Source organism: Pannus brasiliensis CCIBt3594, from assembly GCF_036688125.1.
In the GTDB taxonomy this organism is placed as follows: domain Bacteria; phylum Cyanobacteriota; class Cyanobacteriia; order Cyanobacteriales; family Microcystaceae; genus Pannus; species Pannus brasiliensis.
The window spans coordinates 133,631-155,374 of sequence record NZ_JBAFSM010000003.1 but is presented as its reverse complement, the minus strand read 5'-3'; the positions used below and the strand labels follow the sequence as shown (position 1 = coordinate 155,374).

15 protein-coding genes and 1 tRNA gene are annotated in these 21,744 nt (G+C 50.3%); 9 read left to right on the top strand and 7 right to left on the bottom strand.

Annotated features, from left to right (window positions below; all coding sequences use genetic code 11):
- Positions 1-154: 154 nt before the first annotated feature.
- Entirely contained in the window at positions 155-604 is a 450-nt protein-coding gene (locus V0288_RS02950; protein ID WP_332863519.1) for a hypothetical protein, read from the top strand.
- Here V0288_RS02950 and V0288_RS02945 read toward each other — a convergent pair.
- Complete coding sequence (locus V0288_RS02945; RefSeq protein ID WP_332863518.1) at positions 589-1,248, bottom strand: SDR family oxidoreductase; 660 nt, start codon at positions 1,246-1,248, stop codon at positions 589-591. The genes V0288_RS02950 and V0288_RS02945 overlap by 16 nt on opposite strands.
- Before the next feature lie 135 nt (positions 1,249-1,383).
- Here V0288_RS02945 and V0288_RS02940 point away from each other — a divergent pair, with 135 nt between their 5' ends.
- Positions 1,384-2,076, top strand: a complete 693-nt coding sequence (locus V0288_RS02940; RefSeq protein WP_332863517.1) for a DUF1997 domain-containing protein — start codon at positions 1,384-1,386, stop codon at positions 2,074-2,076.
- Here V0288_RS02940 and trhO read toward each other — a convergent pair.
- A complete protein-coding gene (gene trhO / locus V0288_RS02935) occupies positions 2,073-2,900 on the bottom strand; it encodes an oxygen-dependent tRNA uridine(34) hydroxylase TrhO (protein ID WP_332863516.1) in 828 nt (275 codons plus the stop codon). The two genes, V0288_RS02940 and trhO, sit on opposite strands and share 4 nt — an antisense overlap.
- A 70-nt stretch (positions 2,901-2,970) precedes the next feature.
- Between trhO and V0288_RS02930 the strand changes: the two genes are divergently transcribed.
- From V0288_RS02930 to V0288_RS02920, 3 genes are all read left to right on the top strand, one after another.
- Positions 2,971-3,043: transfer RNA gene (locus V0288_RS02930), tRNA-Ala, on the top strand.
- A 198-nt stretch (positions 3,044-3,241) separates the two neighbouring features.
- Positions 3,242-4,753 carry a threonine ammonia-lyase, biosynthetic gene (gene ilvA / locus V0288_RS02925; RefSeq protein WP_332863552.1) on the top strand — a complete coding sequence of 504 codons (1,512 nt, stop codon included), beginning with the start codon at positions 3,242-3,244 and terminating at the stop codon, positions 4,751-4,753.
- A gap of 6 nt (positions 4,754-4,759) precedes the next feature.
- Positions 4,760-5,155: a hypothetical protein gene (locus V0288_RS02920; RefSeq protein ID WP_332863515.1), complete on the top strand. Its 396-nt coding sequence runs from the start codon at positions 4,760-4,762 to the stop codon at positions 5,153-5,155.
- Between the two features lie 101 nt (positions 5,156-5,256).
- Here the strand turns inward: V0288_RS02920 and nrtS are convergent, their stop codons facing one another.
- The 5 genes from nrtS to V0288_RS02895 all read right to left on the bottom strand — a co-directional run bounded on the left by nrtS (position 5,257) and on the right by V0288_RS02895 (position 11,745).
- The gene (gene nrtS / locus V0288_RS02915; RefSeq protein WP_332863514.1) at positions 5,257-5,559 is read right to left on the bottom strand and encodes a nitrate/nitrite transporter NrtS; all 303 of its coding nucleotides are present in this window, start codon (positions 5,557-5,559) and stop codon (positions 5,257-5,259) included.
- Entirely contained in the window at positions 5,556-7,157 is a 1,602-nt protein-coding gene (locus V0288_RS02910; protein ID WP_332863513.1) for a SpoIID/LytB domain-containing protein, read from the bottom strand. Before V0288_RS02910 ends, nrtS begins: the two co-directional genes overlap by 4 nt.
- Positions 7,158-7,313: 156 nt before the next feature.
- Complete coding sequence (locus tag V0288_RS02905; protein WP_332863512.1) at positions 7,314-8,948, bottom strand: alpha-D-glucose phosphate-specific phosphoglucomutase; 1,635 nt, start codon at positions 8,946-8,948, stop codon at positions 7,314-7,316.
- A 192-nt stretch (positions 8,949-9,140) separates the two neighbouring features.
- Complete coding sequence (locus V0288_RS02900) at positions 9,141-10,328, bottom strand: lipase family protein (RefSeq protein ID WP_332863511.1); 1,188 nt, start codon at positions 10,326-10,328, stop codon at positions 9,141-9,143.
- Positions 10,329-11,049: 721 nt separating this feature from the next.
- Entirely contained in the window at positions 11,050-11,745 is a 696-nt protein-coding gene (locus V0288_RS02895) for a PEP-CTERM sorting domain-containing protein (protein WP_332863510.1), read from the bottom strand.
- 206 nt (positions 11,746-11,951) lie between these two features.
- Here V0288_RS02895 and V0288_RS02890 point away from each other — a divergent pair, with 206 nt between their 5' ends.
- The 4 genes from V0288_RS02890 (at position 11,952) to V0288_RS02875 (ending at position 21,580) form a co-directional block, all read left to right on the top strand.
- On the top strand, positions 11,952-15,491 hold the full coding sequence (locus tag V0288_RS02890) for a WD40 domain-containing protein (RefSeq protein ID WP_332863509.1): 3,540 nt from the start codon (positions 11,952-11,954) through the stop codon (positions 15,489-15,491).
- A 243-nt stretch (positions 15,492-15,734) separates the two neighbouring features.
- Positions 15,735-16,979, top strand: coding sequence for an RNA-guided endonuclease InsQ/TnpB family protein (locus tag V0288_RS02885; protein WP_332863551.1), 1,245 nt, complete (start codon positions 15,735-15,737; stop codon positions 16,977-16,979).
- 10 nt (positions 16,980-16,989) lie between these two features.
- Positions 16,990-17,553 (top strand): hypothetical protein, encoded by a 564-nt coding sequence (locus V0288_RS02880; protein ID WP_332863508.1) that lies wholly within the window; start codon positions 16,990-16,992, stop codon positions 17,551-17,553.
- 124 nt (positions 17,554-17,677) lie between these two features.
- The gene (locus V0288_RS02875) at positions 17,678-21,580 is read left to right on the top strand and encodes a restriction endonuclease (protein WP_332863507.1); all 3,903 of its coding nucleotides are present in this window, start codon (positions 17,678-17,680) and stop codon (positions 21,578-21,580) included.
- The last annotated feature ends 164 nt before the right edge of the window (positions 21,581-21,744 follow it).

Sequence of the window (21,744 nt, the reverse complement as noted above, 5' to 3'; positions counted from 1 at the left end):
CCGAACGTGGTGCTGCGCTGTTGCAACAGGCAATAGGCAAAAGTAAGCCGTGAGTTGGTTTCCCGCTCTCGAAATCGTCCTAACCTTATCTCGTAGTGGTAGGACGGAAATTTTGATTAGAATACAGGGGTAACTTTCGAGAGAGGAAACGATCGTGAAAGTCGCTAACCACGCCGAAAAAATTACCGCCCTATGGACGGCGTTTCTACTGGGAACCTTATTTCACACGCAATTGGGATTGATGCCCCTGTTTCACGGACAGTCGATCGTCGAGAGCGCGGTCAGAACGAATCTCGATCCGATTTTTTGGGGGATGTTCTTCTTTTTCGTCCTACCGACACTCGCGTTAATCGCCCCGACTTTTACCGAGAATCGATCGGTTCGGTGGGGACATTTCTGGTTTACCGTTATTTACTCGGTTTTAAATTTCATCCATCTATTGGCGGATTTAGGAGTGCGACCGATCGCCTGGTATCAGATCGCGCTCATGCTCGTTCTCTTCCTTATCGGTCTCGTTCTGAACGTGGTTTCCTATCAGTGGGCGCGTTCTCGCGAGCGGAAACGCGGGGCGATCGAGCGGGAACCGGATCACGCGACACTCTGAAATAATTCCGACCAATCGCGCGCCGGCGCGTCTTCCGGGGCGACGATCTCTACAATTTTATCTCGCGCGTCCGGGGAGAATAGGGATTCCACGCAAACTGCCGCCACTTTCGATCGGGGAATTCGTCCCTCGAACAGTGTATCCGCGGATGACATCCGGATGGAGTTGGCGTTATCTTCATTGGTAAGTCCTCCGGGACGGACGATCGTGTACGTTAAACCGCTTTTTATGAGAGATGCTTCCGCTCGCTGTTTCCAGTAGAGAATCAACCAAAATAGATTGAGGGGGTGAAAAAATTTCGAGACGCAGAGAGAGGTGACGAGGACGAAATGTTCGATTCCCCTCGCTTTCGCGGCGGAAACGAGATTTTTTGTCCCCACATAATCTATTTGGTAAGGTCCGGTGGGATCGAGACTCGGTTTCGCTCCCGTCGCGCACAGAACCACGGTACAGTCCCCGATCGCTTCGGGAAGTCGATCGGCTTGTAATACGTCCCCGACCACGAATTCCACCGATTCCGGCAGGATTTCCCGCGCGCTATCGAGATCTCGTACCAAAGCTCTGACGGGTATCTTTCGATCGACCAACTGCTGTACGATTCTCCGTCCGGTCTGTCCGGTCGCCCCGGCGACAAATGCTTTCATGGTTTTTTCTAACCGATTTTCTCGTAATATTACGTTACACTGATTTCCATTCTACTAAAGTTCCCTCGCCGATCGACGCTTCGCCGTCAGCTTTCTTACCGCACCCGTATCCATTTCTATCCGAAGGTTTAGGCCATGCAGTGTCCTCCCATCGATCCGCGCTCTCGCGAACCGGTAGAAAACGCTCTAGAGAATCAAGTCCTCCGTTTCCACACCGATTTCGCGGGAACGATGGAGATGTACGGCGATCGAGAGACGGTCGCTCGCTATCTCGACGCGCACGAGGGATGGTTCTGCCGTTGCGCGGAACCGATGAAAACGATTCCGTTCGGCGAGAATGGCTACGTGATGACGATCGGCCGGTACGGCGCGTTCGGGTACGAGGTAGAACCGCGAATGGCGGTCGTTCTCGATCCCCCGGTCGATGGCGTGTATTACACCCGAAGCGTTCCCATCCCCGACGAACCGTTTTTAGGTTACTGGGTCGATTACGAGGCCGTGATGCGGTTACAGGAAATTTCCGCCGACGAGATCCGCGAGGAGGTCCATCTAATTTTTCAAGAACACGGGAGAGAGATCCCGAACGCGATCACGAGCGTTACTTGGGAGTTACACATGGATGTAGCGGTGAAGTTTCCCAAGTTTATTTACAAGATCTCCCGATCGATCCTGCAAAAAACCGGTGATAGTCTGCTCGCGCGCATCGTCCGTCAGGTTTCGCCCCGCTTAACCTACAAGGTACAACAGGATTTTCATACCGGTCACGATCTGCCGTTCCCCCCGGACTCCGGCCGCCGGCTCGATCGGATCGATCGCCCGGCCGATTAACCCTCGGATTCTTGATAACAATGCGGACAGGATCTGCCTTCCCGATATTTCGGGGAGGCTTTATCTCGTTCGTCGATCGGGTGGCCGCAAGCCGGACACATCTGGTAATGTCCCACTTGAAGATGGTGATCGATCGCCACCCGTTCGTCGAAAACGAAACATTCCCCGCGCCAGAGACTTTCTTCGGGCGGAACCTCGGCTAAATACCGTAATATCCCGCCGTGAAGCTGATAAACTTCCTCGAATCCCTGATCGAGCAGGAAAGAGGAAGCTTTCTCGCATCGGATGCCCCCGGTGCAGAACATGGCGATTTTTTTGCAACGAAACTCGTCGCGGTGTTGTTCGATGAATTCGGGGAACTCGCGGAAGTGACGGGTACGCGGCTCGATCGCCCCCGCGAAAGTCCCGATCGCCACCTCGTACTGGTTGCGCGTGTCGATCACGATCGTGTCGGGATCGCGGATCAGTTGATTCCATTCCCGGGGGGGAACGCGTGTTCCGGCTTTCTCGTTGGGATTCGCGGAGGGTTGTCCGAGGGTAACGATCTCTTTTTTGAGGCGAACTTTCAAACGTCCGAAGGGGATACGCTCACAGCGCGATTCCTTGTGTTCGAGATCGGCCAGACGGCGATCGCTCCGGAGAAAGGCCAGCACCTCGGCGATCGCTTCTGGAGTCCCGGCGATCGTGGCGTTGATTCCCTCCCGCGCGAGTAATATCGTGCCTTTAATCGCTTTTTTCTGACAGAAATCTAATATTTCTGGTTGTTTTTCCCGGTAATCGGGTAGATCTACGAATCGGTAGAAAGTGGCGACAAGATAGGACATGGGAGGGAAGAAAATTTAGTTGATGGTTGTCTCGCTATGGTGTATAATAGCAAAAGTGCGTCCAGCGCTCGGGGGTTTAGCTCAGTTGGTAGAGCGCCTGCTTTGCAAGCAGGATGTCAGCGGTTCGAGTCCGCTAACCTCCATTAAACGACGATCGAGACCGATCGATATTTCGTGTCTATCTCCAAAATACCCGATCGATAGGCTCGGCGGTTATTCTATAAACGTACACGACTCGAATCTATTCCCGAACCGGATAGCGTATCCATCGATCGCCGAAGGTTCGATCGCCGGCGGATTCGGGATAGAATAATCGTTTGTCCGTCTTTTCCCCCGAGCCGATGTATTGCGATTATCTCATCCAGATCCTCACCGCCCGCGTATACGATGTGGCGCGGGAAACGCCCCTAGAATTCGCCCCCAATCTTTCCAAGCGCCTGAACAATCAACTCCTGCTGAAACGGGAGGATATGCAGTCGGTGTTCTCGTTTAAACTTCGCGGCGCATACAATAAAATGGCGCAATTGTCAAGAGAGGCGTTAGAAAAAGGCGTGATCGCGGCCTCGGCGGGAAATCACGCGCAGGGCGTGGCGTTGGGGGCGCGACAGTTGGGAACGCGCGCGATTATCGTCATGCCCGTCACCACTCCCCAGGTGAAAGTGGACGCGGTGAAGGCGCGGGGGGGGATCGTGGAACTCTACGGCGACACCTACGATGATGCCTACGCGCGCGCGAGGGAGTTAGAACGGGAGAAAGGGTTAACTTTTATCCATCCTTTCGACGATCCCGATGTTATCGCCGGACAGGGGACGATCGGCATGGAGATTTTACGGCAATATCAACAGCCGATCCACGCGATTTTCGTGGCGATCGGCGGGGGGGGATTAATCTCCGGGATCGCCGCCTATATCAAGCGAATCCGCCCGGAAATCAAGATAATCGGCGTGGAACCCGTGGATTCGGACGCGATGAATCAATCCCTGAAAGCCGGGCATCGGGTGCGGTTGCCACAGGTGGGACTCTTCGCGGACGGGGTGGCGGTACGCGAGGTGGGCGAGGAAACCTTCCGGCTGTGTCAGCAGTACGTGGACGAGATCGTTCTCGTGGATACGGACGATATCTGCGCCGCGATCAAGGATGTCTTTGAGGATACCCGATCGATCCTCGAACCCGCGGGGGCGCTGGCGATAGCGGGGGCGAAAGCTTACGTGGAAAGGGAAGGAATCACCGGGGAAACGTTGATCGCGGTGGCTTGCGGGGCGAATATGAACTTCGATCGCCTGCGATTCGTGGCGGAGAGGGCGGAATTAGGGGAACGTCGCGAGGCGTTATACGCGGTAACGATCCCCGAAATTCCCGGCAGTTTGCGCCGTTTCTGCGAGTGTTTGGGAACCCGCAATTTAACCGAGTTCAGCTATCGTATCGCGGACGAAAAGGAAGCGCATATTTTCGTCGGGGTACAGATCACCGATCGCGCGGACGCGAAAAAACTGGCGGAAACCTTCGAGGAATGCGGTTTTAGAACGCTGGATATTACCGATGACGAACTCGCGAAACTGCATCTCCGGCACATGGTGGGGGGTCGATCGCCGTTAGCGCATCACGAGTTATTCTATCGCTTCGAGTTTCCCGAGCGGCCCGGCGCGTTGATGAGATTCGTCGGTTCCATGAGTCCGAACTGGAATATCAGCGTCTTTCACTACCGCAATAACGGCGCGGATTACGGCCGCATCGTGGTGGGAATTCAGGTTCCCCCGGACGAGACGGGCGAGTGGCAGGCCTTTCTCGACACGCTAGGATATCGCTATTGGGACGAGAGCCAGAATCCCGCCTACAAGCTCTTCCTAGGATAAAAATCCATGCGAGTTCTCATCCTGTTCCTCGCGGTTTTCCTATCGCTAATTCCTCCCGTGACGGCTTTAGAATATCGGGGAAAAAACCTCGACGGGAGAAAGTTGAACGCGCGGGCTTTTTACGGGGGAACGGGGGGAGTGTACGATGTGACGGTGGTATTCAACGGCGCGCGGGCCACTCTCTATTTTAACGATGGTTCGGAGACGAATATCTGGTTGAGAAGCGCTACCGTCGAGGACGCAAGTAATATTATCGGCTACGGGAGATTGGGATTTATTCATTTAAATCGATCGATCAGTGTCGGTTTGGAATCGGGCGATCGAAATAATCCCCTAACTCCCACGGTAGCGATCGGCGGCGATCTATGGCGCCTCAGTATCGAACCGAATCAGCTAGAGTAGATCTCCGGCAAAAGTGATCGCTAAAAGTCGAGTTTCAATTAACACTCGCGACTGTAAGAATATTCGGAGAAAAATTCAGGTTTTATACGCTGGAAAGCTTTTTACTTCTCCTCTGTTCTCCTGACTCCTGGCTCCTGACTCCTGACTCCTGCCCCGACCAGAGATTTTTGATTTTTGCCGGAGCGACAGCGCGCGCTATATTGTCCGTGAACGTTGACCAGATAGGGAACGAGATAGGTGAGTAAAGCGGCCGTCCATCGATCGCCCGTCATCCGTCCCCCGACAATCGCCGCGCCGTGATTGATGGTCAGTAAAAGCGTCCCGACGAAGAGGGCGACTTTTATCGCCGTCGGGGCGAATTCGGGAGAGAATACGGCGCGGAAATAACCGGCGATAGCGATCACTCTCTCCCACTCCAGAGGATGATCGAAGTATTTAATTCCTGGATCTTCGTTCCCGGATAATAGAAGGCGAGAATCTGTTCCGGTGTCCAACCGAGTCGGGCGAGATTATAGGAACCGAACTGACTCAATCCTACCCCGTGACCGAAACCGCCACCGACAAAAGTATAGCCTTGAATCTGGCGATTTTTGTCGTAAACGGGATCGAGATAGAATAGGGTACTACGCGGCGGGCCGAAGGCGCTACGGACCTCGTTTTTATAGAGTTCTAGCATTCCCTTATCGGTCTGGATCGTTAGCGTGAGGATGCGGCCCGAGGGCGATCGCTTGGTCACTTCCATCCATTGAATCGTTTTAAAACTGGCGAGGGGATGCTTTTGTCGTTCTAGATACTTGCCGAGATCTTTATTTAAATCGGCGATCGATGCCTGTTTCGTCCAGCGGAATACTTTTCTTCCCGTCTCGTTAAACCCGTCTTTTAGATTAATAAACTGACGGAAGGTGTTTTCGTCGGCTAACGATTGCTGGGATATATCCCAGACGCGATTGGGCGAGTCGATCACCGCTCTCAAGTAGGGGCGTTCCTCCCCGTCCCAAACATCGCTGAAGAGGGCGGTAATTCCCCCGGTAGTGGAGGAATAGAGGGCATCGACCAACTCGTTTTGATAGGTGAGGACGAGACCGCGGGTTTCGGCGATCGCGCGATCGGCCCGCGGGTTGGTTCCCGTCAGTCCGTAGTACACCTGACAGTGCGTGTCGGCGCAGAGTTCGTAGTTATCGGCCTGAAACCTTCTCAGGTTGCGGAGGGCGTAGGTACGGGCGATAATCGTCTGGGCTTTGGCCGCGCTATCGGGCGCTTCGGGGCCGATCTCGTGGGGAACCACCCCCCGTAGATAGGTTTCTAGGGGAACGTTATTGACGAGGGTGAAGGTTCCGTAAGCGTTGGGCTGTAGACGGAGACTCCCGCCGTATAAACGGGTTTTCGTCGGATTCTCGGCGACTTGAATTAATTCTTTTTTCGATTCGATCTCTAGGTCTTTCGGGAAATAGCGCGTCCCGTTGACCACGAACGATACTTGGGGCTTCTCTTTGACTAACGCGGTATCGATGTAGGGTTGCTTGTAGCCTTTTTCCTGTAAACTCGCGAGCAACCAGCGACGGAGGAGGGGATTCTCGTACACTTCCCGTTTCGCCCAGACCTGCCAGCGATCGGGCTGGGTAATTTCTACTTTTATGCCCATTTTCGCCCATTTTTTGGCGCTATTTTCCGCGGTTTCAAAGGTGGCGTGATCGCTCAGGATCACTCTTTCTTCCACGACCGGGGAGGCGAGGGGACGTTCGATTACTTCTAATTTCACCCGATCGGTTTGCAGGGTACTGGCTTTCCCGTCCTCTCCCACCACGCGCAGGGTTAGTTTATCCCCCGAGGTACCGGCTAGGGTTAACTGTTCCTTCGGATCTTCGCCGAAACGTTGCACGATGCCCACCCGCAGGAGAACATCCTTGGCCATCGCGGCCGGCATGAAAGCGATCGAGGCCACGAGTGCCACGACGATCGAAGAAAAACCGATGATTTTATTCCTTTGGCCAGTTTTTAGCATATTTACCGAGAAATGATCTTAAAAAGTTTCAATAGATTTTCGCAATATTTTAGAGATTATAGCAGGAGGAGGCGGGAGGAAGCAGGAGGCGGGAGGTGAGGGAGTGAGTGGTGTTGTCTCCTTTCCCCCTTCCCCCTTTCCCTTTTCCCGAGAATCTTAGGTGATCACGGTGGGAACGTCGCGGCCGGTGTACTCGCGGATATGGGCGATCTCTTCCGCGAGGGCGATTAGGGGTTGTAAGGCCTTCTGGGTTTCGAGATCGTGTTTGGTCGGGTCGGGTTCGTAGTTTTCTAGATAGAGTCGTAAGGTCGCGCCTTTGGTTCCGGTCCCGGAGAGACGGAAGACGATGCGGGAACCGTCGGTGAAGCCGATACGGATGCCCTGATTGCTACTGACGCTACCATCGACGGGATCGGTGTAGCTGAAATCGTCGGCGTAAGAGATCTCGTAAGCCCCGTATTGTTTCCCTTTGAGGGTTCCGAGTTGCCCTTGCAGACGCGCCATTAAATTATTCGCCGGCTCTAGGGGGATTTCCTCGTAATCGTGACGGGAATAGACATTTCGCCCGAATTCCCGCCAGTGTTGCCGGACGATCGATTCGACCGATTCTCCTTTGACGGCGAGGATATTCAGCCAGAACAGTACCGCCCAGAGACCATCTTTCTCGCGGATGTGGTTGGAACCGGTTCCGAAACTTTCTTCACCGCAGAGGGTGATTTTGCCCGCGTCGAGGAGGTTGCCGAAAAACTTCCAGCCGGTGGGGGTTTCGTAGCAATCGACCCCCAGTTTAGCGGCCACTCGGTCGGCGGCGGCGCTGGTGGGCATCGATCGGGCCACGCCCGCGATACCATCTTTATATCCCGGCACTAAGCGGGCGTTGGCGGTCAGTACGGCCAGACTATCGCTCGGGGTGACGAAAAAGTTACGGCCGAGGATCATGTTTCTATCCCCGTCCCCGTCGGAGGCGGCCCCGAAATCCGGCGCGTCTTTGCCGAAGAGAATTTCCACGAGATCGTGAGCGTAGACGAGGTTAGGATCGGGATGTCCGCCGCCGAAATCTTCTAACGGAACGCCGTTTAAAACGGTTCCCGCGGGCGCGCCGAGACGGGTTTCAAACAGGGCTTTCGCGTAGGGGCCGGTGACGGCGTGCATCGAATCGGCCCGCATGGAGAACTTTCCGGAAGTCAATAGGGAATGAATGCGATCGAAGTCGAAAAGCGACTCCATCAGTTTGACGTAGGGCGCGACGGCATCGATTACCTCTACTTCCATCGTTCCCAGTTTAAAGGAACCGGGGCGATCGAGGTTGACATCCGCCGCTTGATAGATTTTATAGGATTGGATCGTTTTGGTGCGATCGAAGATCGCGTTGGTGATCTTTTCCGGCGCGGGGCCGCCGTTGGTGACGTTATATTTGACCCCGAAATCGCCTTCCGGGCCGCCGGGGTTATGACTCGCGGAGAGGATAATCCCCCCGAAAGCGTTATTTTCACGAATTAATGCCGACGCGGACGGGGTGGAGACGATTCCCCCGGTTCCGACGATAATCCGACCGATTCCGTTGGCGGCGGCCATTTTCAGGATAATTTGAATCGCCGGACGGTTATAGTAGCGACCGTCTCCCCCGACCACGAGGGTTTGTCCCTCGATACCTTCCAAGGTGTCGAAAATCGATTGGATGAAGTTTTCGAGGTAGTGGGGTTGTTGGAAGACGGGAACGGATTTCCGCAGTCCCGAGGTTCCCGGTTTCTGGTCGCTAAAGGGTTTGGTCGCGATGGTCTCGATCGTCATAAAAAAAACACTCGCCTCTAACTCTGCCCTGATTGTAGGGCAAGGGTAGCCCCGCGCCGCGAGGGATTTCGATCGATTTTCGGCGACGGGGGTAGAGCGTTTGTTCGGGCGCGGCGATCGATGTCGGCGAGAATCTCCGCGACAATAACGAGAAACGCGGTACACGGGGAGATCTACCTTTTTCACCCCGGCTTACTCTTCTAAATTTAAAGCCTCGCGATAGGTTTTCGTGAGATTATGATTACCGGCGATCGTACCGGTTTGGGTGGTGAACGCGATCGGAATCCCGATATGTTCGTATTTTTTATCCGATTGGCCGCCGGTCAGTGTTTCCAGAAACGCTCTCAAGCCGAGAAAGCGCGCCCGCGAGGAAGGTGACATTCCTCTCAAGCTTTCTTCATCGAGAATCGAGGTGGTCGGAAAAGGAACGCTGGGAACCAAATCTTCGCTATTGAACACGCGATAACTCCGGAGCGGGACGCGAGGATTTTTGAAAATTTCGGCGAAGGTTTCATCCCCGACTCTCGGACTGGCGATCGTGTAGAGATCGATCGAGGGAGTTAGGTTTTCTGCTACCGCGATCGCGTGCAGGTGGCAAGCGGCGAGGGTTGCCAGGGCCGCGCCTAGACTATGACCGGTGATCAGGATTTCCGATCGATCGGTGAGGTGTTCTTTCGCGAATTTTTGAATGGTTTCTTTGATCGAGAAAGGACGAGCGATTCCCAAAATTCGATCCAGATCGATTCCCTCACGATTTCGGGTATAAATCAAGTTAAAACCATTTCTGACTTCTCCCAAGTTAGCCTCATCCAGGAAAACTTTGGGAACGGGTCGGAAATTATTAAACCATTCCGCTCCTTCGCGGGTTCCTCGAAGCACGATAAAAAATCGATCGGGATTCGTTTTCGAGCGCGCGATAAAGCCAAAAATCTGATCTCGGCTAACTAATCTTCCGAGATTTTGTAAGATATCGGTAATATCGGTGTTTAACAAGTTTCTCAGGCTATTACTATTTAAGAGATCCGCCCACCACCATTGCGGGAACCAGAAATCATAGAGGCGATCGTACTCCTCTATTCGCTCGGGTTTCTGTTGCCAATACTGATTTAATTTTTGATAATCGGGATTGTCTTGATTGACGGCGAATTTCTCTCGATTGTCACTTTCGAGACGGATAAAGGCACTCGAACCGATTATGGTGTCGGGAAGGGGAGGAACAGGGACTCTTCGCGGAGGATTTCCTCGCTCTTGTAAACTGCCGATTTTATCCCACACCTCGTACTCGTTATAGGCGATCGAGACGAGATTGGCGAGTTCGATCGCTTTGCGAACATCAAAACCGGAATTTTGTGAGATCTGTACTTTGCCAAAAGTATTCATCGGGTATTCTCCTAAAGTATTGTTGTCTCTACGATCGAGCGGTTCGCGATCGACTGTACCGAAGCAAAGCGATCGGTTCTAGGGCGATCGCTTCTAAAACTTCCGCGATAGAAATCAGGAGTTCAAGGGTTGTAAATGGCAAGCGAGGCGTGATAATTACCTCGCGATCGAGCGGTTGTCAATACAGATCTTCGGGAGAGGCAGGCCATCGATACCCGCCTATACAATAGTGTCCCCCCGTGTCTCCCTTTTTCGCTAAAATTTCAGGAAAAATTCGGATTTATTGGAAAGCTCGAACCGGACGTTCGCGGACATTCCGAGGAATCCGATCGAGCGCCCCATCCTCGAAGTTTTCGATCGAATCTCTCGAAAATGAAATCGCTCGATCGGGGTATCGGCGAGAAGAGAACCGGTAAAGTCGATCGAGTTCCGGGATCGTTTCCTTCAGGAGAGATCGATCGCGCGATCGAAATCGTGAATGATGCCGGTGATAATTTTCCAGATGCCGTCTTTTTCGTCTTGACGGAGGGTATAGGTAAACCCTAACTTTTCTAGCTCCGTTTCGGTCTCTTTCTGCTTTTTAAACTAGAACGTTTAACCGCCAAAAATCACGATATTCTCGCTTAACGCTTTCTCTTATGAATCTCTTAAATTTCCCTCTTAATTGCCTTACAAACAGGCTATCCAAATCGGGAATCCGGATAACCTGAAATGAGCGAGATCACGCTTTTTTCTTACCGAGACCGATCGCGACGATCGCGCCTAGAGAGAGTAAAGAAATGACGGAAGAAGGTTCGGGTACGCTAGTCGGGTTAGAGGAGGTCGCTATCGTCGCTCCATTCGGTGAGGTAGCGGAGAAGAAGTTAAACCATCCAATTCCTCCTACAGAAATGCTTTCTTGTACACATTCGTTTGTTCCTTGTTGCGCGATCGTACAAGTATTAGAAGGAGGTGTACCACCGATAAAATCTTGCCCTAGAATCGTGTAGCTACCGACCCCGAAGTTGAAAATTTCAAAGCCTTGAAAAGTGCTAGAAGGTGTCCCGGACTCTAGGACCGAAATACCCGATGCGGTCGCTCTCATTTGAATATCTGCCGCTGAAGGACTACCGTTAAATGCAGATATTCTCGCGATCGAGTTATTAGGTGTTAAGGTAGCGGATGCTTGAATTCCAGAAAAATCGACGCGTGTTAAGGTGATATTCCAATCGACAAAATTCGAGGTTGACAGTAGGCCGAGCGTTCCATCGGTGGTGATCGAACCGATCGCCGTCGCTACCACGCCACCGCTACTACCGCCCCGTAAAGTACGATCGAGAGTATAGGTGATGGCATCGGCAGGAGTAGAAACGAGGATACCGAGACCGATAACGGAAGTGATGGCTAAAGAATTTTGGAAAACGGGGTGAAATTTCATAAGGATGGCGCAAAGGATTAAAAATGTCTTGGATTAACCGTAATCTCTCTCCGCCGATCCTGTCAGTCGGTAAAAGATCAGGAAAAGATCAGATCCGCTCGATCGCACCAGACATTTCCCGACATTCCGGGGGAAGTCGATCGATCGATTCCCCCTCGAACCCTACTTTTCCCAATTGAATCTCCCAAAATCATCGATCACAATAGATGGTTGTCTCTAGCCAACTACCGATGACTTCCGAGGATGCCCTAGAACTGATCGAGGGTCTGATCGCTCCAAGACCCTTGAATAAAATCCAGCGATCGATCGCCCGCTACACTTGGGAAGGACTATCCTACAGCGAGATCGCCCGACGGGAAGATTACGATCTCGGTTACGTCCGCGATACCGGCTCGAAACTGTGGAAACTACTTTCGGAGGCTACTGGGCGGAAAATCACCAAAAATAACCTAAAAGCGGTACTGAAACACTATTCCTGCCAGAACGCGCCCGTTTCCCCCACCTTAAACCCCCGTCTCGATCGGGGGGAGGCGATCGATCTCCAGGTTTTCTACGGCCGCGAACGGGAACTCGACACCTTACACCGATGGCTCGCGGACGATCGCTGTCGCCTGGTAACGCTTCTCGGGCTGGGAGGGGTAGGGAAAACGACTATCGCCGTTAAACTTGTCAAAGATTTAGAAGCTACAGGAAATTTCGAGTTTATTATCTGGAAATCGCTTCAATCCGCGCCGCGACTCGATGAACTGTTAACCGCGCTCCTGCAATTTCTGGACAAGGAAAACACCCCCGCGAAGGAAACGGAAACGGCGAAATTAGCCCGATTACAACAGTTTTTACAGACCCGTCGCTGTCTGCTCGTTCTCGATAACTTCGATGCCCTGTTCTCTCCGGGTCAAAACGCCGGAACCTATCGGGAAGGCTACGAGAATTATCGCCAATTCACCCGATCGATCGCCTGGATCACCCACCGAAGTCGCGCGATCGTCACCAGTCGCGAATCGATCGCCGAAATCCGCGAGTTTCAGGGGCCCGAATCCGTCGCGCGGGAGTGGCGGTTAACCGGACTCGAACGGAACGCCGCCCGACAATTGCTATCCGTCAAAGGAATCGAGGGAACGGACAAGGAAATCGCGAGATTGATCGACGCGTATCAAGGTCATCCCCTCGCCTTAAAAATCGCCGCGTCCTCGATTCAAAACCTGTTCGCGGGGAAACTAGAGAATTTTTTAGAACCCGGTGTGACCGCGTGGGGAGGTATCCGGCAACTGCTGGAAACGCAGATCGCGCGTCTGTCCCCGGCCGAACAATCGGTGATGTACTGGCTGGCGATCGAGCGGGAATCGGTGACGGTGAAAGAGCTTCAGGGCGATATTTTCCCCCCTCTCTCCCTGACGGTCATTTTAGAAACTCTAGAATCGCTCAAGGCTCGATCGCTCATCGAAGTCACCACCGAGGGATTTGCCCTGCAACCGGTGGTGATGGAACACCTGACCGAACAGTTTATCGTCCGTCTGACCGCGGAGATCTCGCGACTGGTGGAACCGAGTTTTTTCTACCGGTACGCGTTACAAAAAGCCACCGCGAAAGACTATATTCGCGACAGTCAGATTCGATCGATCGTCGAACCGATCGTCCACGAGGCGATCGCGCGTTTCGGCGGCCGTCCGGCATTGCTCGATCGACTCCAAGAATGGCTAAAAGCGTTGAAAACCGGCGACGCGAGCGCCCAGGGCTACGCCGCCAGTAATCTGATCACCCTTTTCATCTATCTAGAGGTGGATTTAACGGGGTTCGATTTTGCCGGTCTCCTCATCCGACAGGCGGATCTGGCGCGGGTACAACTCACCCGCGTCAATTTTTCCGGCGCGGAATTGCGCGATTGTGTTTTCGCTCGTACTTTCGGCGGGATTACCGATGTAACGTTCAGTCCCGACGGGCAGTTTCTCGCGGCCGGGGACACGGCCGGCGAGGTTCACCTGTGGCGGATCGACAACGGGGAACAATTACTCGCGGTTTCCGCGGATCTCTCGTGGAATTGGGCGGTGGCGATCGGTCCGGACGGGCGATTTCTGGCTACCGGGGGGGACGATCGGGTGGTGAAATTGTGGGATATTCGATCGGCCACCTGTTGGCGGGAATTGCGTGGCCACGCGGGGACGATTAACGATCTCGCTTTCCATCCGGAAGGAAAGTTACTGGCGAGCGGGGCGTTAGACGGCACGATCCGACTCTGGCCGATCGAATCTCTGGACGGGGAACCGATGATTTTAACCGGCCATCAAGGACGCGTTTGGTCGCTGGCTTTTTCCCCGGACGGGAATCGCCTCGTTAGCGCGTCGGAAGATAAAACCCTCAAACTGTGGGACGTGAGAGCCGGGAAACTCTGCCGGGAATGGAACGGTTACGGCGCGTGGTTAAAAACGGTCGCGTTCAGTCCGGACGGGGAGACGATCGCCTGTGGGAGTTTCGACGGTTCGATCGAGATCCTACGGGGAGAAAAACGCCATCGCTGGAAGGCCCACGCCAACGCGGTCACATCGATCGCCTTTAGCCCCGACGGTTCCTGTCTCGTCAGTTCCAGTTACGACCAGAGCGTGAAACTGTGGGATGTCGCCTCGCGGGAGTGTCTTCGAGCGTTTACCGAACATAGCAATCGGGTCTGGTCGGTGGCGTTCAGTCCGGACGGCAAATCGATCGCCAGCGGGGGTGACGATAACACGACGCGCCTCTGGCAGATCCGGACGGGCCGGTGCGCGAAAGCGTGGAAAGGCTACAGTAACGCGATTCTGGCGATCGCCGTCGATGAAAACGCGGGGTTACTGGCGACCGCGCAGGAAGATCGGACGGTAAGGCTCTGGTCGGCGGAAACGGGTAAGATGGGCGCGGTTTTCTACGGTCATAGCGATCGGGTTCTCGCGGTCGCGCGATCGCCGGATCGCCCTCTCCTCGCCAGCGGTAGCGCCGATCGAACGATTAAACTCTGGGAGATGGACACGGGAAAATGTCTCCGCACCTTCGAGGGTCATCAAAGTTGGGTTTGGTCGGTCGCGTTCCATCCCGACGGGAAACAATTCGCCAGTGGCAGTTACGATCGATCGATCAAGTTCTGGGATCTGGAAACCGGGGAGTGTAAACGGACGCTAACCGGACACGCGGAATCGGTGCGGGATCTCGTTTTCTCCCCCGACGGCGATCGATTGTATAGCGCGAGTTTCGACCGGACGATCGGCATCTGGGACACGGAATCGGGGGAACGTTTACAAACGCTAACGGGACATGAAAATACGGTGTGGGCGATCGCGCTGAGTCCGGACGGCCGATCTCTCGCCAGTACCGGCTACGATCGAACGGTGAAACTCTGGGATACTCGATCGGGGGAATGTTTACGAGTCTTTCCCGGTCACGCGGCCCCCGGTTTCTCGATCGCTTTTTCCCCGGATGGGAAAATGATTTTTAGCGGTAGTCTCGATCGGACGATTAAAATCTGGGATATCGAAAGCGATCGATGTCGGGAAACGTTAACCGGCCATACGGGTTCGGTCTCCACCCTCGCGCTCTACAAGGGAAATCTGGTTAGCGGCAGTTTCGATCGGAGTTTTTGTTTCTGGGATTATCGTGACGGTCGTTGTCTCTATAGCGCTCGCGCCCCCCGTCCCTACGAGGATATGGATATAACGAGAATCAAGGGACTATCGGAGTTTCAAATCGCCAGGATGAAAGCGTTAGGGGCGATCGGCGGATAATAGATAAGATTAGGTTGTATCCGTTTTCTGGAAGTTACCGAAAATTTGGGTTTAAAGCCTCGCTCTTCTAGGGCGACTTTTCCTCTAGCCGATCGATCCAGTCCTCGATCAGTTGAGTCATGGTTTTCTTTCTCTGTTTCGCGACTCTCCGCAACTTCTCTAGTCGCTCGGACTCAACCCGCACGCTCAATCTCTGTTTATCCATGTCTATCCAATGGCTACCAAGCACGCTAGAATCGTAGCCTGAAAGCTCGCTATCGCTACCGGATCTACCCTACCGACTCACAGAAACACGCGCTCGCCAAATTATTCGGGTGCGTCAGGGTCGTTTGGAACGATACCCTAGCCTATTGCGAATCCCTGTATCGGGGAGGGGAGAAAAAGCCGAAAGGCTCGGAACTACAGAAGCGATTCATCACGATCGCCAAAAAGACCGAAGAGAGAGAATGGTTAGGAGAGGTATCGGCCATCCCCCTACAACAATCCCTAAACGATCTCGAACAGGCTTACTCGAACTTTTTCAAATCTTGTAGGGGAGAGCGGAAAGGGAGAAAGGTTAGACCTCCCCGATTCAAGAAACGGCGCGGTACTCAATCGGCCCGGTTCACGAGAGGGGGATTTAGGGTAAACCGACACGACGTTTATCTCGCCAAAATCGGCGATCTAGACATCGTTTGGAGCCGTCCCCTCCCCTCCGAACCGTCATCGGTCACGGTGATTAAAGACGCAGCCGCTCGCTACTTCCTCAGCTTCGTCATCGAGATCCAACCCGAAACACTCCCCGATAACGGGAATAGCGTCGGCATCGATCTCGGTATCACTACCTTCGTCACCCTGAGTACGGGCGAGAAAATCGATGCGCCGAAGCCGTTAAAAAAACGACTGAAACGGTTGAAGAAGGCACAGCGAAACCTTTCCCGAAAACAGAAAGGAAGTAAACGACGGGAGAGAGCGAGAGAACGGGTAGCCAAGATCCACGCCCGAATCAAAGATACCCGTACCGACTTTCTTCAGAAAACCTCTACTAGAATTGTCCGCGAGAACCAAACGGTGATTCTAGAAGATCTCAACACATCGGGGATGATGAAAAACCGAAAACTCTCCCGCGCTATCTCGGATCTGGGATGGCGTTCTTTTCGAGGTCTGCTATCGGCGAAATCCGAAAAGTACGGACGGGAGTTTCGGATCATTTCCCGATGGGAGCCAACTAGCCAGCGATGCTCGTGTTGTGGCAATATCGGGGGAAAGAAGGCGTTAAACGTTCGAGAGTGGGAATGTCTTTTCTGTGGGACTTTCCACGATCGAGACGTGAACGCCGCCGTAAATATTAAAGTCGCCGGAGGGCATTCGGAGACTCGAAACGGACGTGGAGGAGGGCGTAAGACTTCCGCCAAGGAAGCGGCATCCCGTGAAGCGTCAACCCATCCGAAATTCATTCAGTTAAATCTGTTTGAATCGCCGGGAATCACCGACCTTCTAGGTCGGTGAGGATGTCAACATGCGCGGATTTTTTGCCGTCTCGATCGTTTTTTTGACCCTCGCGTTAGCCGGTTGTGAATCACAGGATGTCAGCGATCGACGCGAGGTTCGCCGTCATTTTAACCTACCGGAAGAAACCGCGTTACTGGAGTACGATGGCTATCCGGGTATGGTGGGTTTCGGACAGCGCGAGGGGTTGCGAATACGGGCGGTTTTCCAACTCTCCGATACACAAGTGGAAAACATTGTCAAGGAAGGAGATCGCGACGGTTGGCGAAAGCTTCCGGTTCCCCCGGAAGTGTTGGCGAAACTCCCGTTTGATAATGCTAAAAACGGGATTCCTATCTCGGCTAAGTCGGGATATTTTCTCTGTAAAACGGTCGGTTCGGACGTGTTAACCGCGGGGGAAAATCAAACGAGTCTCTGTGAAAACGCGACCGGTACGCTTCACTGTTCGGAATTGATGTCACCGGAGGAAGCGAAAAAGTCGGATAAGTGTCGCTATAAATTTAACGACCAAATTCTCGGGGTTCTGGATCTACGGGATAAAAAGTTATATACCTCGATCGGGTCGATCTACTGATCGATCGGCTTTCTAAGGATGGAAGATTATCCTGTTCGATCGGGCTGGACACTTTAGCATAGATCGTCTATACTAGGGATATGCGCGCCTCACGGTCATTAGGTCACAGCGTTAAGTATTGCCCATGATTTCCCCACCGGTCGATCCTCGCCCTGAAAATCTACCTTTAAATGACCCCAATTGGTCATGGGATAGATTTGAAGCCTTTTGCCACGATCTGATCTCTCAATTCGGAACAACCGAGATCGCAAATCGCTATGGAAGAAAGGGCGATTTTCAAAGAGGTATTGATATTATCGCACGGCAGACGGATGGTACTTGTTGGGCTTTTCAGTGTAAGCGATATAAAAACTTCACCGAAGCTAATGTAAAAAAAGCTATTGAACAGACCACCTACGAGACGGATAAATACATATTGTTATTAAGCTGTGAAGCAAGTTCTAAGGTTATAGACGAAATCGACAAACATTCTAATTGGAAATGTTGGGATGTACGAGATATTTCTGTAAGAGTTAGAGAATTAGATAAAGATATTTCACGCCGTTTAGTGGAAGATCATTTTGGTGCGGCTTGGCGTAGAGCTTTTTTAGGTTTGTCCGGACTAGAAACCTTTGTTTCGCCAGAAACTTTTTTTCAAAGCTTATTAGATCAAGATCGTCTCTTTCATCATTGTTGGTCATTTGTCGGCAGAAAATCAATCCTCGAAGAATTACATCAATTTATAGATTCTGACGCTCAAAAAGTCGCTATCTTTACGGGTATCGGCGGAAGTGGTAAATCGAAACTTCTTCATCGATTCTCGGAAGAATTCGAGCAATATCATCCCAATTGGGAGCTACGATTTTTGATGACTGAATCAATCACAAGAGAGAGCATTGATGAATTACCAACTCAAGTCAATTGCGTTGTTGTTGTCGATGACGCTCATCGAAAAGAGGGTTTATCTAATTTGCTTATTTATATTCAACAGCGATCTCAATATCAAAAATTCAAATTAATTTTTTCATCTCGACCTCAAGGATTAGATTTTCTAAAATCAAACTTAACACATTCTAAGTTCGATCTAGAAGATATCATGAATCTAGAAAAGCTAGAGCCTTTAAATTATGACGAAATCAAAGAATTAGCTAAAGAATCTTTAGGACAAGAGTATGTAGATTACTCACGAATATTAGCCGATCTCACCAAGGACTGTCCTTTAATAACAGTTGTCGCTGGAAAATTAATCGCCCAACATCAAATACAGCCAAGTTTACTCGAACAAAATGATAAATTTCGTGAGTCTGTTCTGAATAAATTTCAGGAAGAGATAATCGGGAAAATAAGCGATCGCATCCTTCCAGATATATGTCAACAGATCTTACAGTTTATTTCTGCCCTAGCTCCTATTCCACAAGAAGATAGTGAGTTTTATCAACTAGCTTCTCACTATCTTACTGTTAAACAATCTCAATTAAAGAGATATATTGGTACTTTGGAAAATACTGGAATTCTGTTACGAACACGAAACAAAATACGGATTACACCAGATATTTTATCGGATCATATTTTAGGTACGGCTTGTTGGCAGGGCTTTTCCACGAATTATATACAAGAAATTTTTGATTTATTTGAATCGCATTCTGGGATTTTTTATAACTTTTTAGTCAACGTGTCTGAACTAGATTGGCGTATTCGTCAAATCAATCGAGCGGAAACCGATTTACTCGATGACGTTTGGAATATAATCGAACAACGCTACCAACAATTGTCTAGTCGGGAGAAATACTATTTTCTAGGCAATTTAAACAAGGTTGCTTACTATCAGCCTAAACGGGTTTTCAAGTTAATTAAAATTGCGCTCAATAATCCTGTTGAGAAAGAAGAGAGCGAAGAAATTAAAGGTTTACATCTAACAAAAATTCCTCCCCTTCTTAAGATGGTTGGTTATACAATTTACTATCTTCCCGAGTGTTGCGATCTACTTTGGGAAATTGGTAAAAAAGATAATCGAGATTTAAGTCAGTATCCCGATCATGCTCTTCGGATTTTGCAAGATTTCGCAAAGTATGAAAAATACAAAGAACGAGAAAGCCAACAAATTATTGTTAGTGCTGTATCTCGATGGCTGACCAGTATCGACAATGATAATTATTATCCTTTAGCATTGAGTATTTTGGATGAAATTTTAAAAAAAGACATTGAAGATATTTATATGGAGAACTGGACAATCCATAGCGAATTTTATCTTCTCAATCCTGAATTTGCACCAACAATTCGTGAACAAGCACTAAAATTAATCGAAGAATGTTTAAAATTCGATATAAAAGTAACTATTAGAGCCTTGGAAAGTTTGGATAATGCACTTATAGAACTTCAAACTCGTAGCGGTAAGAGGAACGAAGAACTTTGCGAGAAATGGGTATCCGAGCAATTAATTATTTTAGAAATCATCGAAAAATTAGTTAATTCTAACCATGACCCTATTATACATTTAAAAGTGGTTAGTATACTAGATTGGCACATACATCGGGGCTATTCACAACAAGTTCGAGAAAAAGCCGTACATATTACCCAATGTATTCCCGATACAGATGACCTGCGATTGGTGGGTCTCCTGATCAACCATGAAGCTTTAGATTGGTTGATAAATAATAAAGGCAAATTTGATTTATACGGCAGTGACTACTATAGTGCACGACCTGAAAGAATACAAGCCATAGCAGAAGAATATTGCCAAGAGATATTCTTGAAAAAATACAAATCGCCTCAAGCCATGATACAAAAAATTAACCAGAAGTGCTTGGAAATAGAGAATACTCTCAAATGGAAAGACGCTTATTATTTAAAATTTCCTTTTTTAAATTGTTTAATTCCAAAACTTAAAATGCAAACACTGGTTGAAATCTGTGAGGCAACCTTAGAGATTTCTGATTCCCCAATAGCTAATTATTTTGGTTTTTTCTGTAGCCACCTTAGAGCGAATGATTTAGATACTGCCATCCATCTAATTAGACGAGCTATCGATAATGGTTCGGTTCCTGTTCTTTCATCAATTGCTAGAAGTTATGCTTTCTGGGCTAAGAGTTTACGAGACGAAGATCTTTCTATACTATCAAGTCTATTATCTAGCGACAACTTTAATGTCAAAGGAGCTACAATCTATTCTATCGGTATAATAGCTAGTGAAAAACCAGATTTAATGAAAACACTTATTTTAAATGTTGACATTGGAGATAATACCGAACTAGCCAGACGATTGTACGGCGATCTCGGAAAATATTACGGTCTTTTTTCCGAATATTTGTCAGACAAGGAAGTGGAATTGTTTTTGAATAAGCTTTTAATCATTCCCAGTATTAATATTCGTGAAATTAAAAAATTTTTACGTGTCGTTTTTCAACGCAGTCCTCTTGCCGTGATTCAATTTCTTCTCGATCGTATTCGCAATCAATACGCTAATACGAGTTTTAGCTATACCCCGATTCCTTCCGATGATACTTATAAAATTTTTGTCCCCTCACCAGAGCCAGAGGTATATTCTAATTTACTTCGACAAGTAAGGGATAAATTTTTTGATGGAGAATACGAGCGTTATTTTATACCAAGTTTATTTCAAGATCTCTCGATATTAAGAGACGACAAAAATCCAAAATTTTCTTCAACAAGCTTGGAAGTTCTGAGTGAATGGATTAATTCAGAAGATGCGGAGAAAATTAAAGGGTCTAGCTATTTTCTTTCAAAAGCTCCCCGTTCATTAGTTCTCGAACAAGTAGATTTTATAGCCAATCTAACTTCTAAAGCGTATGAAATTAGTGAGGATTGCTTCCTATCCGTGCTAGGCAACTTACTGGGAGTATCATGGACTGGTGTAATGGGGGTAGCTCCGCAACAACCAGTTCCCGAACTAATCCAGTTTAGAGATGAGTGTTTAAAAATTGCCGAGACATTTCCCTCACGTTCTGCCAGTCGTCGATGTTACGAGGAACTAGCTAGAGTTTTTCAACAGAAAAACGATACTTTTGTCAATCTTGATATTGATGAATGAGTGGACGGGACATCGCGGGAACGATCGATCAAGATCCTACGGGCAGAAAACGCGATCGCTGGCAAAGACACGCCAATACGGTAACGGCCTTTACCCGGATGGACTGACAAAACTCTCGAAATTCTTGTAAATCGGTAGCGATCGATGTCGGAAAACGTTAACCG